The following is a 15,453-nucleotide window of genomic DNA, read 5'->3' as shown; positions in this document are numbered from 1 at the left end:
CTCCGACAACCACATGAAACGCAAGACGGCCCCCACCGGAAGGTGAGGGCCGCCGTGAGCGGCGTGGTTACTGGACGACGGTGGCCGTCTCGATGTTGACCGCCTGGTTCGGCTTGCCGTCCTGCGGGGACTGGCCCTCTGGCGAGACGCCGCCCGCCGCGACCTTGTCCAGCACGGTCAGGCCGGGGGCGCCGATGGTGCCGAAGATGGTGTAGTTCGGCGGCAGGCCCGAGTCGGCGAACACCATGAAGAACTGGCTGCCGTTGGTGTCAGGGCCGCTGTTGGCCATGGCCAGCACGCCGCGGGCGTACAGCTTGGTCTGCCCGCTCGGGTCGGCGGGGAAGTTCGGCAGGTCCGCGGGCTTCTCGTCCTTGAACTTGTAGCCGGGGCCGCCGCGGCCGGTGCCCTGCGGGTCACCGCACTGGAGCACCTTCAGGCCCTCGCCGAGGGTCAGGCGGTGGCAGCTGGTGGCGTCGAAGTACTTGGCCTTGGACAGGTGCAGGAAGCTCTGCACCGCGCAGGGCGCCTTCGCCCGGTCCAGGGTCAGCGGGATCTCGCCCTGGCTGGTCTTGAGGTTGACGGTGACCGTGCCCTGCTTGGGCGTGTCCTTCGGGTCCTCCGGCATCCCGGCCTGCTTGGCGGCGGGCTCGGCGGGGGTCTCCTCGAAGGCGCAGCCGCCGTCGGTCTTCTTGCCCTGCGGCAGCGGCGTCGTGGTCGTGGTCTCCGACGGGTTCGCCGCGTCGCTGCTGCCGTCGTCGGTGGCCAGCCAGTAGATGCCGCCCACGACCGCGAGCGTGATGACTATGGTGGCGGCGACGGCAATGATGCGGTTCCGCTTGGCCCGCGCCGCCCGGCGTTCCAGCTGACGTTCCAGCTTCCGCCTTGCCGCTTCGCGGCGTTGCTCATTGCTCGGCACCCCGGTGCTCCCTCCGCCCGACTCCTCGACCCAAATGCAGGGCCGTGTGTCCTACGCCGGGGGCCCGTCACCTTTCTCGGCGGCCCAGCTTCCCGCTGGACGCACCGGTGAAAGGCCCAAGTACGCCCGGTACGAGGACCTTTCACCGGCGCGCCCAGCGGAAAGCTGGATCCACCGAATAAAGGCAACGGGCCCCCGGCGTAGGACACTTGCGGTGGGATTCTAGGCAAGCGGTATATGGCTGCTGTATGGCCATGGCACCCAGCTAGGCTGGTCACCGGCAACAGGGCCGGAAACTCGGCCGAACGGACGATCAATGTCGGGAGGGCCGCACCGTGCTCGTCGTGGGATTTCCCACCGGAGCCCTGCAGGCCAACTGCTACCTGCTCGCGCCGGGGCCGGGTGAGGCCTGTGTGATCGTGGACCCCGGCCAGGACGCCGTCGAACCGATCACCGAGCAGCTGGCCAAGCACCGCCTCACGCCGGTGGCCGTGCTGCTCACCCATGGCCACTTCGACCACATGTTCTCCGTGACGCCGGTCTGCGACGGCCACGACGTCCCCGCCTTCATCCACCCCGAGGACCGCGGCCTGCTCACCGACCCCGCCCGCGGCTTCAGCAAGGAGACCGCCGAGTTCTTCGGCGGTCGGTTCACCCTGCGCGAGCCGAGCGAGGTCCGTGAACTCGCCGACGGCATCGACCTCGAGTTGGCGGGCCTGCGGGTCACCGTCGACCACACCCCGGGCCATACCGGTGGGTCGGTGTCGTTCCGTACGACCACCGAGGAGGGCGGCAGGCTGATGGTCTCCGGCGACACCCTCTTCGCGGGCTCGATCGGTCGCACCGACCTGCCGGGCGGGGACCACCAGCAGATGCTGCACACGCTGCGCGAAAAGGTGCTGACCCTGCACGACGAGACCGTCGTGCTGCCCGGCCACGGCCCGACGACCACCATCGGCCGTGAGCGCGCGTCCAACCCGTTTCTGTTGGGGATCGACGACGCGCAGGCCGCACCGCGAGGACGAGGACTGTAGTGAGCACGTTTTCCGCCCCCAAGGGCGTGTTGGAATACCTCCCGCCGGACTCGGCGGCCTTCGTCGCGGTCCGCTCCGCGCTCACCGAGGCTGCGCGGCGCGCGGGCTACGGCCACATCGAACTGCCGATCTTCGAGGACACCACGCTGTTCGCCCGCGGCGTCGGCGAGTCGACCGACGTGGTCAGCAAGGAGATGTACACCTTCGAAGACCGCGGCGGTCGCTCGGTCACGCTGCGCCCCGAGGGCACCGCGGGCGTCATGCGCGCGGTCATCGAACACGGCCTTGACCGCGGTCAGCTACCGGTGAAACTCCAGTACGCGGGACCGTTCTTCCGCTACGAGCGCCCGCAGGCGGGCCGCTACCGCCAGTTCAACCAGGTCGGCATCGAGGCCATCGGCGTGGACGACCCGGCGCTGGACGCCGAGGTCATCGCCGTCGCCGACGCCGGGTTCCGCGCGCTGGGCCTGTCCGGCTACCGCACCGAGCTCACCTCGCTGGGCGACGCCACCTGCCGCCCCGCCTACCGGGAGAAGCTCCAGGCGTTCCTGGCGAAGCTGCCGCTCGATGAGGACACTCGGCGCCGCGCGGAGATCAACCCGCTGCGGGTGCTGGACGACAAGCGCCCCGAGGTGCGTGAGCTCACCGCCGAGGCGCCGCTGATGGTCGACCACCTCTCCGCCGAGTGCCGCGAGCACTACGAGCAGGTCAAGGGCCACCTCACCGATCTCGGCGTGAAGTTCACCGAGAACCCGCGCATGGTCCGCGGCCTGGACTACTACACCAAGACCACCTTCGAGTTCGTGCACGACGGGCTCGGCGCGCAGTCCGGCATCGGCGGCGGCGGTCGCTACGACGGGCTGATGGCCGAACTCGGCGGCCAGCCGCTGTCCGGCGTCGGCTTCGGCCTCGGCGTGGACCGCACCGTGCTGGCCTGCGCGGCGGAAGGACTGGCCATCGCCGACACCGCGCGTTGCGAGGTGTTCTGCGTGCCGATGGGCGAGGCCGCGAAGGCTCGCCTGGTGGGCATCGCCGGGCACCTGCGCAACGCGGGCATCCGCACCGATCTGTCCTACGGCGGCAAGGGCCTCAAGGGCGCGATGAAGTCCGCGGACCGCTCCGGCGCCCGTTTCGCGATCGTGTTGGGGGAGCGGGACCTCGCCGAGGACAGCGCCCAGCTCAAGGAGCTTTCCACCGGCGAGCAGCGCCCGATACCGCTGGCCGAGCTGGTATCCACCATCCGTTCGGAGTTGGCGCGGTGACCACCACCGATGAGCAGGTCCCGCTGGACCTGCTCGGGCCGAAAGTGGCCCGCAGCAGGGCGATCACGCTGGTGGTCGCCGCCAGCTTCCTGGGTGCGGCGATGGGCGGCATCGTCGGGCTGGTCGGCGGCCGGGCGCCCGGCCTGTTCACCGCCGCGATCATCGCCGTGCCGCTGTTCCTGCTGGCCTGGGGCGAGTCGCGGCGGCGGAACACGCTGCGCGGCACCGAGATCTCGGTGCGCATGTTCGGCACCCGCACCGTGGACCTGCGGCTGCTCACCTCGGTGGCCCTGCTGATCACCGATATGCGCGGTACCAGGACGATCGGGCTGCTCGCAAGCGGTGGCCCAAAGGGCAAGACTGTCAACATCGCACTGGCCATCTACTCCGGCACCGGCGGTCGTGAGCTCGGCATCCTCCAGCTACGCAGGCTGGCCGACGCGCTGGCCGGTGCGCCGGACACCCGTGCGCTGGTGCTTTCACAGCTTCTGGTGCTCCAGTTGAGGTCGGAGGCCAAGGGTGAGGCGGCGCCTGATCGTCCGCTCTTTCAGGTGGCTTCCCTTGCTCCGCAAGGGCGACTGGCGCAAAAACTTCACCCGGATGCGCTAGCGCGTTTCGTAGCGGCACTGGAGTAGTTCTTGCGCACTTGGCAGGATGGCGCGCCATGAGCTCCCTGCTGCCCGGCGTGCTGCGTACCCTGGCACGCCTGAGCGTCGCGGGGATAGCCGCCCGGCCACGTTTGCATGTCTCATCCTCGGCCGCCCCGCTGGCCTGGCTTGGCCGCGAGATGAACCCGGAGCGGGTTCGCCGCACCGATGCGTTGGACCGGCTGGCCGCTTTGGACTGTATGCACCCGGCGGAGCGCATGGTGCGGATGGGCTGGGTGATGCTGGTCGGCCCGGCCCGCGTGCTGGGCCGCAAGACCCGGCTCTGCGTGCCCCTGCTGTCCCGTTCGGTCCGTTTGTCCACTGTAGGCGCCGACAGCCTTTCGCTGCGGGGGATCGGGAAACTCCAGGCACTTCCGCTGCTGGGCGCCGAGCGCGGCGCGTCCTTCGCGGACCGCTGGAGCCCGGAGATGGACCTGCACGACTTGCGCGGCTGGTCGGCCGAACTGCTCGCCGCCGCGGGCTTCGCCACCGTGCGCATGGTCGGCCCGGAGCACGACCCGATCCAGCTGTCCAAAGGGGATGAGCTGGTCGCGGTGCTGGGCTGCGGCCTCTACACCGGACGGGAACTCCAGGCCGCCAACACCGACCTCGAACTGCGGGCCTGGGCAGGCCGCGCGGGCATCGAGGACACGGTGCTGCCTCAGCTGTACCGCCGCACCCGCGCCAGGACCGCCGATCTGCCTCGCGACGGGGAGCCGGTCAACCCGCTGCCGCTGAACCACCCGCAGCGTCAGGCGCTGCTCGCGGCGCGCACCGAGGCGGTCACGCTGATCAGCGGACCGCCTGGCTGCGGCAAGACCCACACGTTGGCCGCCATCGCGCTCGACGCGCTCGCGGCGGGACGATCGGTGCTGGTCGCCACCCGCTCCCGGCATGCCGCCGAGGTCATCGGGCACGCCTTGGACCGGGCGAACGCGGTCCGTCCGGTCACGTTCCTGGACGGCGACCTGCGCGAGGCCCTGACCCGCGGCCTCGACGCTTTGCCCGAGGCAGTCGTGGGGGAGGACTCCGCGCTGACCACGGCGCTGGCCGACCAGCAGCGCGTGGTGCGGTCCATCGCGGGCGCACTGGACGCCGAGCGGCAGGCCGTGGACGCCCCGGCGGTGCGGGATCTCGTTCCGCTGCACCAGAAGTTAGCCCCCGCCGTGTTCGAACCCGGCGCCCGGCTGGCCCCTGCCCGCCGGGCGCTGGCCTGGGCGCTGGCAGGCGCCCACGACGCGGGCAGCTGGCGGGCCGCGCAGGCCGCCGCCAAAGTGCGCCGCGCGGTCGGCGCGGGCCCCGAGGTGGATGTCGAGGACGTGGCCGCTGCCGTCCGCACCGTCACCGTGCTGCGCGCCGCGAACCGGTTGCGCCAGCAGGGCGGCACCTCGCTGGCGTGGCTGCGCAGCCTGCTGCGCAAACGCGACGACCGGCTGCGGGCCGCGGCCGCGGCGGTGCTGGCCAACCGCGCGAGCAGGCCCAGTGTGCAGGCCGCCGCGGAGAAACTCCGCAAGGAACTGCGGTGCGTGGTCGGGAACTGCTGGCGGGCCAGGGCCGAGCTCGCGTCCACGATCACCCCGGAGGCGCTGACCACCGCGCTGCCGCTGTGGGTCGGCACCCTCGGCCAGGTCGAGGACGTGCTGCCCGCGGTGCCCGCCCTGTTCGACCTGGTGCTGATCGACGAGGCCAGCCATGTCGACCAGCCGCTGGCCGCGCCCGCGCTGCTGCGCGGCAAGCGCGCGGTGCTGGCGGGCGACCCGCAGCAGCTTCGCCAGGTGTCCTTCGTGCCCAAGCGGGTCGTGGCGGAGGCGACGCGGATCGAGGGCGTGTCGGACCTGCTGGAGGAACTGGACGCGCCTCGGGTGAGCCTGTTCGACCTGGCCGAGCGCACCCAGACGGTGCGCTGGCTCTCCGAGCACCATCGCTGCGCGCCGCATGTGATCTCCTTCGCCGCCAACCGCTGCTATGCGGGGCGCATCCAGCTGCTGACCACGCATCCGAGGCTGGCGACCCGGTGCTGCATCGCGGTGCGCAAGGTCGACGGCCACCGCATCCTCGGCGTGAACAAGGCGGAGGTCGCCGCCGTGCTGGACCTCGTCCGCGACCGCCTGGACTCGGGCGTGCGCTCCCTCGGCGTGGTCAGCCCCTTCCGCGCCCAGGCCGACGCGCTGCGCACCGCGATCATGGCCGAGTTCGACATCGCGGAGCTGGCCGCGGCGGAACTGCGGGTCGGCACCGTGCACAGCTTCCAGGGCGCCGAATGCGACGAGCTGATCATCAGTCTGGCGCTGTCCACCGAGGACAACGCCGGTTCCTGGCGGTTCGTCAACGACCTGAACCTGATGACGGTGCTGACTACCCGCGCCCGCGAGTACGTGCACCTCATCCTCTCCGTCGACCAGCCCGACGGCCTGATCGGCGACTACCTCCGGCACGCGGCGCGCCCGCCCGCGGAGATCGAGACCCGCGCGCCCGCCGCGGAGTGGACCGCGAAGCTGGCCCGTGAGCTGCGGGCGCTCGGCCAGCCGGTGAAGGCCGGGTACCCGGTGGGGCCGCACGAGGTGGATCTGGTAGTGGGCGACGGAGCGGGCGCGGTGGCGGTGGAGACGCTGCCGCACCCACGCGGAACGGGTGCGCACCTGGAGCGCTGGCGCGCGCTCGGCCTGGCGGGCTGGCGCATTCTCGACGCGTGCCCGACCCGGTTCGACCACGACCCGTCGCGGGCCGCCGCCCAGCTCATCCGCGAGCTCACCGCGTTCAACGCGCACCCCGCCGAACGGCGCTGAGCACTCAATTCCCGCGAAACCGGCAATACACCCGATGGGGCGATTCGGATATGCCCTGGATTCGAGATGCTGGATGCGTGCTGCACGTGCATCCGCATGTGCGAGGCGATTCGAGTGGCGGGAGCCGTTGGATCAAGCCCTGGAAGCCACCGACGTTGTGTTGCCGGTCCCGGATTCGGGGGTATCTGGGACCGCGATGCGACGTCGTGCGAGAGGGAGCCGACCCGGGGGGCGTGGGCTGCCTCGCCAGAGCCGTGGGTGGTGGCAACCCACCACCCACGGCTTCTGGTTCGCGGCTACGGCATCGACATGCCGAGGGTGTAGCCGCCGGAACCGCTGTAGGCGTGCACCAGGTAGCGGTACTAGCCCGCGGTGCCGTTGTAGCTGACCTTCTCGTCGGGGCCCTCGCCTGCGGAGCGGGCGACGGTGGTCCAGGAACTGCCATTCCACTTCTGGAGGTACAGGTCGAAGTCCGTACCGGTCGGGCCGTCCAGGCAGCCCGCATGGGTGCCGGATGCGGTGGATTGGTAGTAGCGGCCGTCGGGCTGGTAGGCGGTGCCGCCGGAGGAGAGGCTGCCGGTGGCGCTGCGGCCAGAGCACTGGGTGCCGCCCGGCGGAGGCGTGCCGCCGCCGCTGGTCACCAGGCTCAGCCCGTAGGCCTGCAGGATCTCGTTGACCGGCTGGAAGTACGTTGTGCCGCCGGAGGAGCAGTTGCCGGAGCCGCCCGAGGTCACGCCCTGCGCCTGGTTGCCCGCCAGCAGCGAGCCGCCCGAATCGCCCGGTTCGGCGCAGACGTTGGTCTGGATCAGACCGCTGACGGTGCCCTGCGGGTAGGTGACCGAGGTGTTGCGGGCCCGGATCGTGCCGCAGTGCCAGCCGGTCGTCGAACCGGACCGGCAGACCGAGGCGCCCACCGCCGCGTCCTGCGAACCGGCCACCGCGACCCGGCCGCCCGAGTAGTTGTTCACCGCGCCGACCGGCGTGTTGCCCGCCGCGACCTGCACCCAGCCGTAGTCGTTGCCGGGGAAGCTCGACCCGCGGAAGGTGCCGCTCGGCTGGGAGGTGGAGGCACCCGTGCTGCCGCAGTGCCCCGCGGTGACAAACCCGCCGCCCACGGAGAAGCCGACCGAGCAGCGGCTGCCGCTGCCGATGTAGTAGGCGTTGCCGCCCACCACGTCGATGAGCGGCCGCGGCGTCTCCTCCGAGTGCTCGATGCGCACGGCCGAGGTGTCCGCGCCGCTGGCCTTGACGAACTCCCAGGCCGCGGCCACGGCGTTCGGCCGGGACTTCACCACGACGCTGTTGCTCGCCACATCCACATACCAACCCGGAACGGTGCGCGGGGCGGTCCGTGCGTCCAAAGCGGACTTCACGTCGTCCAACTGGCGTGCGCTACGGGCGACGATCACTGGTTCGGCACCGGCCGCCCGCACGGCCGCCGTGGCCGAGGAGTCGGTGATGGCGACGGTCAGCTTGTCGGCCTTGGCGTTGAGCCAGCCACCGGCGTACCGCGCGCCGAGCGAGCGCCGCAGCGCCCCGTCCGCCGCGCTGGATTTCTGTTCCCTGAGCAGCCTGGACCGGGCTTCGCTCGCGCTGAGCCCGAGATCTCGTTGCAGTGCTTTCACCATGTCCGGCGCGAATTCCGGCCCCGCGCTCGCGGCGGGAGCCACGAAAACGCTCACCACAAGGGCGGCCGCACCGATGATTACGGAAGGTAGTCGTTGATCCATATCCGTGTCTCCTTCGACATCGGCGTGCAGGGTTGGATCGTTGACGAGGTCACGCTAAATCCCAGCTCAGGCCGTTGTGCCATATCGAAAGGCCATAGCTTTGAGCAAGATCATGACAACTGGATGGCGTCTGTTTCACCGCCGGATGGAGCAATTGCCGTCTGTCACTCGCGGTAAACGTTTTCGACTCGGCGCCGTCTCGTACCGTGCTTCCCGGCCGGGATTGGGAGAGGATCACCTCATGATCGGACAGCTGCGCTCAATCGTTGTGGACTGTGGGAAGCCGCGGGAACTCGCCGAGTTCTACGCGACGCTGCTGGGTGGTTCGATCACCACCGAAGAGCACGACTGGGTCGTGGTCACCGACCCGAACGGCACCCGGCTGGCCTTCCAGTTGGCCCCCGAGTACCAACCCCCGGTCTTCCCCGACCCCACCGGCTCCCAACAGTTCCACCTCGACATCCGCGTCACGGACATCGCCACCGCAGAACCCAAGGCCCTCGCCGCGGGCGCCCGCCACCACGGGCCCGATGGCGACAACTTCCGCGTCTACCTCGACCCGGCGGGCCACACCTTCTGCCTGGTCTGGGGCACCGGCTGAACCGCCTCAGGACTCGGCGGGCACGGGTTCGCGGCTGGCCACCAAGGCGGCCAGCAGGGTCGTCACTGGTACCGCGGCGACCAGGCCGATGCTGCCGATCAGCGTGCGGACCAGTTCCTCGGCGACCTGCTGCGAGGTCACGATGCGGCCGAAGCTCTGCTCCGCCAGGGAGAAGATCAACAGCAGCGGCAGGGCGGCGCCCGCGTACGCCATCGCGAGCGTGTTGACGGCTGAACCGACATGGTCGCGGCCGATGCGGACGGCGGAGGAGTAGAGCTCGCGCCAGCTGTAGTCGGGATTGGCCAGCCGCAGTTCCCAGACGGCGCTGGACTGCGTGACGGTCACGTCGTCCAGCACGCCCAAGGCGCCGATCAGGATGCCCGCCAACAGCAGCCCGCTGGTGTCGATGCCGTGACCGAGGACGCCGATCAGGTTGGCGGTGTCCTCGTTCAGCCCCGTCAGCCGGGCCGCCACGGAGAACACCGCGCTGAGCGCGCCGATCAGCGCCAGGGACACCAGGGTGCCCAGCACTGCGGTGGAGGTGCGCGCGGACAGGCCGTGCGTGATGTACAGGACCAGGAACATGATCGCGCCCGCGCCGACGATCGCGACCCACAGCGGGTCCTGGCCCGCCAGGATCGCCGGGAACACGAACAGCACCAGCACCGCGAAGCTCAGGCCCAGCGCGATCAGCGCCGCCAAACCGCGCCAGCGGCCGAGCACCAACACGGCCAGGGCGAAGACCACCGCCAGCAACAGAATCGGGCGGTCGCGCTGGAAGTCCACGATCTTGTACGAGGTCTCCAACAACGGATCCGAACCGGCGTAGGCCAGCACCACCTTGTCGCCGGTCTTGAACTCCGGGGTGGACGGTTCCACCGGCAGCGTCTGCTCGATCGAGGTGCCCGCAGCGGAACCGTCGGTCAGCCGGACGGTCAATTGTGTGCACTGCTGCTGCGACGGGTCGGCGGCGTCGCCGCTGCACGACTGGTTGGGCACGGCCGCGGTGATCTCGCCGAGGACCGCCTGCTGCGCGCCGACCGGGGACTGCGGCTTGACGAAGTCACCGGGGTAGAACCAGACGAGGCCGACCACGGTGGCCACCGCCAGCGGGATCAACAGCACCGCCAGCAGCGTCCGCACCCGGCTCGACACCGGCGCCGCCGGGCCGTGCCCATGTCCATGTCCATGGCCGCGGGGCGTGGATTCGGGGCGGACGGCGGGAATCGGCGAGGTCAACTCGGCATCGGACTGGGCGGGAGGCAGGCGGCGATGCCGCCCGGAACCGGGAGTGACGTTGGATCCTCGCGAGCCGGACACGCCGACATCCTGCCGCCTGCCGCATGCCGCGCAAGACCCGGCCCACCATTGTCTACGTCGGCTTGATGCTTGGCGGGACGTTCGGGATGATCTCGCCCGCGAGAAAGAGGTGACGTCATAGCCATGCCGCGGACGCAACCGCGGATCGCGATCGTCGGGGCGGGGGCGGCGGGGTTGGTGTGTGCCCACCGACTGCGCCAGTCGGGCATCGCGACCACGGTGTATGAGAGCTCCGACCGGGTCGGCGGGCGCTGCTGGACATCCCGCGACGGCTTCGCCGACGGGCAGATCGCCGAGCGCGGCGCCGAGTTCATCGAGCCCGATCACCAGTACACGCTGCGCCTCGCCGCCGAGCTTGGCCTCGAACTGGATCGGCTGTCCTCGTCCGGGGTGGACGTCCGGCTGGGTGAGCACCGCTGGCGGCTGGCGCAGCTTCACGAGGAGATCCGCCGCGTGAACGCCGCCGTCCGCCGCGAACTGCGCGGCGTGCAGTGCCCGGTGACCTACCGCAACGCCACCCAGCGGGCCAGAGAACTGGACGGAATGTCCATCGTGGACTGGATCGAGCGGTTCGTACCCGCGAGCCGCGGCGACGACGGCCCCGGGCTGCGGTCGCGGCTCGGCGGGCTGCTCGCCTTGGAGTACGCCGCCGCCAACGGCGCGAACGCCGCGGACCAGAGCGCGTTGAACCTGCTGCACAACCGGTTCGGCGCCGCGGGGGAGCGGTTCCGCGTCCGCGGCGGAACGGATCTGTTGACCGCGGCCGTGGCCTCCGGGGTGGAGGTGCACACCGGGTGGGAGCTGACCTCGCTGGAGTTGGGTCGGCTCGGATACCGGCTGGAGTTCACCGACAACCGGCGGGTGTACGCCGACCGCGTGGTGCTGGCCATGCCGTTCACCGCGTTGCGCCGGATCGACCTCGGCGGCGCCGGGCTCAGCCCGCGCAAAACGGCCGCCATCCGTGAACTCGGCAGGGGCCGGGTGGCCAAGGTCCATCTCCAGTTCGCCAAGCGCCCTCGGCGGACGGCGGCGGTGTACACCGAGGACGGCGTGCTGTGGGAGGCATCGCGCAGCCAGTCCGGACGGTGCGGGCTGCTGGCGGACCTGCGCATCGGCACGGCCGCGGACGGGCTGGCAGACCCCGCCCGGGCGGCGGCCGCGGCGGAGCGGCTGTTCCCCGGCATCGCGGGCTCCTACACCGGGACGGCGCTGCTGGACGTCTGGCGGTGCTACTCCTACTACCGCGTCGGCCAGTTCACCCGCTTCGCGGGCATCGAGGGCCGACGTGAGGGCGGCGTCCATTTCGCGGGGGAGCACACCGACATCGCCTACCAGGGCAGGCTGGAGGGCGCGGTCCGCTCCGGCGAGCGCGTCGCGGCGGAACTCCGCTGCTGAGCAGGGCTACTGGAACGCGGTCCTGACCTACAACGCCAGCCGCGAAGAACGCCTCCCCTGTCGATCCCGATGGCAACGGCATGACGACCCTGCGCCAAATTCGATAGTATGTTCGATGGGGGCGTTTGATCGGCGGCGATCGGGAGGTGCTGCCCCCGCATTCCAGGCTAGCTTCAGGGGCGGGTGATCCGGGGCAGACACGCGGCCCTGGCGTGTTCCTTGGAGCCCGGCTTTCAGGACAGGTTCCGCCGATGGAGCTGCGGCAGTTGCGATCGTTCGTCGTCCTCGCCTGCTGCTCCAGAGCGTTCTTCGGGGCAACCGATGATTTTTCCCGCCCGCCTTCGTCTACATCACCGACTGACATCGGATGGCGGAGGAAGGAACGGGATCATGGTCACCACGGAGGCACCAAGAGCCGGAAGAAGGGAGTGGATCGGGCTTGCCGTGCTCGCGCTGCCGACCCTGCTGCTGTCCCTCGACCTGAGCGTGCTGTACCTGGCGCTGCCGCATCTGAGCGCCGAGCTTGGCGCCAACGGCACCCAACAGCTCTGGATCACCGACATCTACGGGTTCATGATCGCGGGCTTCCTGGTCACCATGGGCACTCTCGGCGACCGCGTCGGACGCCGCAAGGTGCTGTTGATCGGCGCCGCGGCTTTCGCGGGCGCCTCCGTGCTGGCCGCATACGCCCAGAGCGCCGAGATGCTCATCCTCACCAGGGCGCTGATGGGGATCGCGGGCGCCACGCTGATGCCGTCCACGCTGGCCCTGATCGGCACCATGTTCCAGCACCCCCGGCAGCGGGGGATGGCGGTCGCGGTGTGGATGAGCTGCTTCATGGGCGGCATGGCCGCCGGGCCGGTGATCGGCGGGGTGCTGCTGGAGTTCTTCTGGTGGGGTTCGGTGTTCCTGCTGGCGGTGCCGGTGATGGTGGTGCTGCTGGTGACCGCGCCCGTGCTGCTGCCCGAGTACCGCGCGCCGGGACAGGCGGGCCGTGTCGACCTGATCAGCGTGGCGCTGTCGCTCGGCGCGATCCTGCCGGTCATCTACGGCCTCAAGGACATCGCCAAGGACGGCCTCCGCGCGACCCCGGTGCTGACCGTCGCCGTGGGGCTCGCGGTGGGCGTGGTGTTCGTGCGACGTCAGCGCAGGCTGGCCGACCCGCTGCTGGACGTTCGCCTGTTCACCAACCGCTCCTTCAGTTCCGCGCTGCTGATCGGACTGCTCTGCGGCTCCGCGATGGGCGGGCTGTACCTGTTCGTCAGCCAGTACCTCCAACTCGTGGGCGCCCTGTCGCCGCTGGAGGCCGGGCTGTGGCTGGTGCCCGCGGCGTTGGCGACCATCGGCGGTTCGCTGCTCGCCCCGGTGCTGGCGCGCCGCATCCGGCCCGCCTATGTGATGGCGGGCGGCATGGTGATCAGCGCGTTCGGCTGCCTGCTGCTCACCGGGGTCGACGTCGTCGGCGGACTGCCCGTGCTGGTCATCGGCCTGATCGTCGCCTCCCTCGGCATGGGCCCGATGGCGCTCGCCACCGACCTGGTGATCAGCACCGCGCCGCCGGAGAAGGCGGGGTCGGCGTCCTCGCTGTCGGAGACCGGCGGCGAGTTCGGCATCGCCCTGGGCGTCGCGGCCTTGGGCAGCCTCGGCGGGGCCATCTACCGCGACGAGTTGGTGCTGCCCGGCGGGCTTTCCGAGAAGGACGCGGAGGCGGCGCGAGAGGGAATCGCCGGGGCCTCCGTCGTGGCACCGCAACTGCCCGCCAAGGTCGGCTCCGAGCTGATCGACGCCGCCCGCGAGGCCTTCACCGCGGGTATGACCACCGCGGTCGGCATCAGCGCCGTGTTGGTGCTCGCGCTCGCCGCGCTGGCCGCCACCGTCCTCCGTCACGTCAAGCCCACCGGCGTCACCGCCGAGGAACCCGATCCCGCAGGAGCTGTTCGATGAGTGAGTTCGCGACCGTGGCCACGCTGCACCGCGATGGCACCCCCACCCTCTGGCTGGAACGGCACTACGCCGAGCCGATCGACCGCGTCTGGCGCGCCATCACCGACGGCGCGGAGGTCTCGGTGTGGTTTGGCTTCCCCACCACGATCGACCCGGTGGTCGGCGGGAAGGTCTCCATCCGGTTCAACGAGGACATGCTGGTCACCGGGGAGGTGCTGGAGATCATCCCGCCGCGGCTGTTCAGCTACGGCACCAACCTGGAGAACCAGCAGTGGCAGCTGGAGGAGGACGGCGACGGCTGCAGGCTGGTGTTCACCACCACGGTCCCCGACCGGGACCACATCGCGCAAAGCGCAGCCGGATACCACCTGAGTCTGGATGCCATGGAGCACGTCATGCGCGGCGAGCCGACGCCCGCCGACGGACCGACCTTCGAGCAGCTCATCGAGTACTACACCGCGGAGTGGAAGCTCTGACCGCCCCTGGCGCCGCTGACGAACATATGTTCGAATAGATGCATGAGGTGGGAAGCGCAGCGGGTGGACGCTCCGCAGGCCGAGGCCGGGCAGCAGGCGCTACTCGGCTTTCCGGCGTTGCCGGGGCTGGTGCGCAGCGTGCGATCGCCGGAGTTCACGGGCATGGTCTTCCACGAGGTGCTGGCCAAGTCCGCACTCAACCGGGTGCGGGGCGGCAGCGGGCTGCCGTTCGACTGGACGATCAACCCCTACCGCGGATGCAGCCACGCCTGCCGCTACTGCTTCGCCCGCCGCACCCACGAGTACCTCGACCTCGACTCCGGCCGCGACTTCGACAGCCAGATCATCGTCAAGGTCAACATCGCCGATGTCCTGGCGCGTGAGCTGGCCGCGCCGAAGTGGGCGCGGCACGGTGTCGCGATGGGCACCAACACCGACCCCTACCAGCGCGCCGAGGGCCGCTACCAGCTGATGCCCGGCATCATCCGGGCGCTCACGGCGGCGCGCACCCCGTTTTCGATCCTCACCAAGGGCACGGTGCTGGCCCGCGACCTGCCGCTGCTGGCCACCGCGGCGGAACGGGTCAGGGTGGGGGTGGGCGTCTCGATCGCGCTGGCCGACCGAGAGCTGCAACACCGCCTCGAACCGGGCACGCCCAGCCCGGCGGCCCGCCTGGACCTGGTCCGCAAGATCCGTGCCGCGGGCCTGGACTGCGGGGTGATGGTCGCCCCCGTCCTGCCGCATCTGACGGACTCCAAGCCGCAGCTGGAGGAATTGCTCGGCGCCATCGCCGACGCGGGAGCCACCGGGGTCACGGTGCTGACCCTGCACCTGCGCCCCGGCGCCAGGGAGTGGTTCTTCCGCTGGCTCGCTGCGGACCACCCCGACCTGGTGCCCCGCTACGAGCGGCTGTACAGCCGAGGGTCCAATGTGGACAAGAACTACGCCAGGTGGCTCGGCACCCGGGTCGGCCCGCTGCTGCGCAAGTACGGCCTCACCCGCGGGTCGGAAGGCGAATCCGGTTCCGGGCACCGCGATGTCGAACCGGCCGCGGAGCAGCCCGCCCAGGAACAGCTGACGCTGCTCTGAACACATCACCGCCCGATCGAGCGGTGCGGATCTTGTGCGCCTGCGTCGGCCATTCTTGCCGAGCGCCCTGCCAGGAACGACCCCCCGCACCTGACCCCAACACCGCCCACAGCCCACAACATCCGCCACCCAACACAGCCCCCGCCCGCCCGGGGGGCGACCCCTCGGTCAGCCTATCGCCCCAGGTCGGCGGCGCAATCTCGTGATGGCGTGGCTGGGGATGGATGGGTCCCCTGTGGACAACGCGCCGACG

12 protein-coding genes are annotated in these 15,453 nt (G+C 70.6%); 9 read left to right on the top strand and 3 right to left on the bottom strand.

The features are described 5' to 3' along the window. Positions 1-67 precede the first annotated feature (67 nt). On the bottom strand, positions 68-916 hold the full coding sequence (locus ACU6XJ_RS28900; protein ID WP_476318474.1) for a peptidylprolyl isomerase: 849 nt from the start codon (positions 914-916) through the stop codon (positions 68-70). Between the two features lie 335 nt (positions 917-1,251). Between ACU6XJ_RS28900 and ACU6XJ_RS28895 the strand changes: the two genes are divergently transcribed. The 4 genes from ACU6XJ_RS28895 to ACU6XJ_RS28880 are packed head-to-tail and all read left to right on the top strand — an operon-like array spanning position 1,252 to position 6,645. After that, positions 1,252-1,950: an MBL fold metallo-hydrolase gene (locus ACU6XJ_RS28895; RefSeq protein ID WP_476318472.1), complete on the top strand. Its 699-nt coding sequence runs from the start codon at positions 1,252-1,254 to the stop codon at positions 1,948-1,950. Beyond that, positions 1,950-3,212 (top strand): histidine--tRNA ligase, encoded by a 1,263-nt coding sequence (gene hisS, locus ACU6XJ_RS28890; RefSeq protein WP_476318470.1) that lies wholly within the window; start codon positions 1,950-1,952, stop codon positions 3,210-3,212. Before ACU6XJ_RS28895 ends, hisS begins: the two co-directional genes overlap by 1 nt. Further along, positions 3,209-3,847: a hypothetical protein gene (locus ACU6XJ_RS28885; RefSeq protein WP_476318468.1), complete on the top strand. Its 639-nt coding sequence runs from the start codon at positions 3,209-3,211 to the stop codon at positions 3,845-3,847. The genes hisS and ACU6XJ_RS28885 overlap by 4 nt, the downstream gene beginning before the upstream one ends. A 29-nt stretch (positions 3,848-3,876) precedes the next feature. Further along, positions 3,877-6,645, top strand: a complete 2,769-nt coding sequence (locus ACU6XJ_RS28880; protein ID WP_476318466.1) for a DEAD/DEAH box helicase — start codon at positions 3,877-3,879, stop codon at positions 6,643-6,645. Positions 6,646-7,007: 362 nt separating this feature from the next. Here the strand turns inward: ACU6XJ_RS28880 and ACU6XJ_RS28875 are convergent, their stop codons facing one another. After that, the gene (locus ACU6XJ_RS28875; protein ID WP_476318464.1) at positions 7,008-8,315 is read right to left on the bottom strand and encodes a S1 family peptidase; all 1,308 of its coding nucleotides are present in this window, start codon (positions 8,313-8,315) and stop codon (positions 7,008-7,010) included. Positions 8,316-8,616: 301 nt separating this feature from the next. Here ACU6XJ_RS28875 and ACU6XJ_RS28870 point away from each other — a divergent pair, with 301 nt between their 5' ends. Continuing rightward, positions 8,617-8,976, top strand: coding sequence for a VOC family protein (locus tag ACU6XJ_RS28870; protein WP_476318462.1), 360 nt, complete (start codon positions 8,617-8,619; stop codon positions 8,974-8,976). 6 nt (positions 8,977-8,982) lie between these two features. On the opposite strand, the gene ACU6XJ_RS28865 is transcribed toward ACU6XJ_RS28870, so the two are convergent. Further along, positions 8,983-10,296, bottom strand: coding sequence for a YibE/F family protein (locus tag ACU6XJ_RS28865; RefSeq protein WP_476318460.1), 1,314 nt, complete (start codon positions 10,294-10,296; stop codon positions 8,983-8,985). A 123-nt stretch (positions 10,297-10,419) separates the two neighbouring features. Here ACU6XJ_RS28865 and ACU6XJ_RS28860 point away from each other — a divergent pair, with 123 nt between their 5' ends. From ACU6XJ_RS28860 to ACU6XJ_RS28845, 4 genes are all read left to right on the top strand, one after another. Continuing rightward, positions 10,420-11,691, top strand: a complete 1,272-nt coding sequence (locus tag ACU6XJ_RS28860) for a flavin monoamine oxidase family protein (protein ID WP_476318458.1) — start codon at positions 10,420-10,422, stop codon at positions 11,689-11,691. Positions 11,692-12,081: 390 nt separating this feature from the next. Then, a complete protein-coding gene (locus ACU6XJ_RS28855) occupies positions 12,082-13,635 on the top strand; it encodes an MFS transporter (protein ID WP_476318456.1) in 1,554 nt (517 codons plus the stop codon). Beyond that, positions 13,632-14,111: an SRPBCC domain-containing protein gene (locus tag ACU6XJ_RS28850; protein ID WP_476318454.1), complete on the top strand. Its 480-nt coding sequence runs from the start codon at positions 13,632-13,634 to the stop codon at positions 14,109-14,111. Before ACU6XJ_RS28855 ends, ACU6XJ_RS28850 begins: the two co-directional genes overlap by 4 nt. A gap of 42 nt (positions 14,112-14,153) precedes the next feature. Then, complete coding sequence (locus ACU6XJ_RS28845; protein WP_476318452.1) at positions 14,154-15,200, top strand: Rv2578c family radical SAM protein; 1,047 nt, start codon at positions 14,154-14,156, stop codon at positions 15,198-15,200. Positions 15,201-15,453: the final 253 nt, after the last annotated feature.

It is taken from the genome of Actinorectispora metalli, assembly GCF_056323685.1.
Note: the sequence above shows the minus strand (reverse complement) of the source record. Positions and strands in the feature narration are given on the sequence as shown.

Excerpts from the sequence above, each read along its gene's own strand:
- ACU6XJ_RS28880 (WP_476318466.1), top strand. The coding sequence starts at position 3,877 with ATGAGCTCCCTGCTGCCCGGCGTGCTGCGTACCCTGGCACGCCTGAGC.
- ACU6XJ_RS28870 (WP_476318462.1), top strand. The coding sequence starts at position 8,617 with ATGATCGGACAGCTGCGCTCAATCGTTGTGGACTGTGGGAAGCCGCGG.
- ACU6XJ_RS28860 (WP_476318458.1), top strand. The coding sequence starts at position 10,420 with ATGCCGCGGACGCAACCGCGGATCGCGATCGTCGGGGCGGGGGCGGCG.
- ACU6XJ_RS28855 (WP_476318456.1), top strand. The coding sequence starts at position 12,082 with ATGGTCACCACGGAGGCACCAAGAGCCGGAAGAAGGGAGTGGATCGGG.
- ACU6XJ_RS28850 (WP_476318454.1), top strand. The coding sequence starts at position 13,632 with ATGAGTGAGTTCGCGACCGTGGCCACGCTGCACCGCGATGGCACCCCC.
- ACU6XJ_RS28845 (WP_476318452.1), top strand. The coding sequence starts at position 14,154 with ATGAGGTGGGAAGCGCAGCGGGTGGACGCTCCGCAGGCCGAGGCCGGG.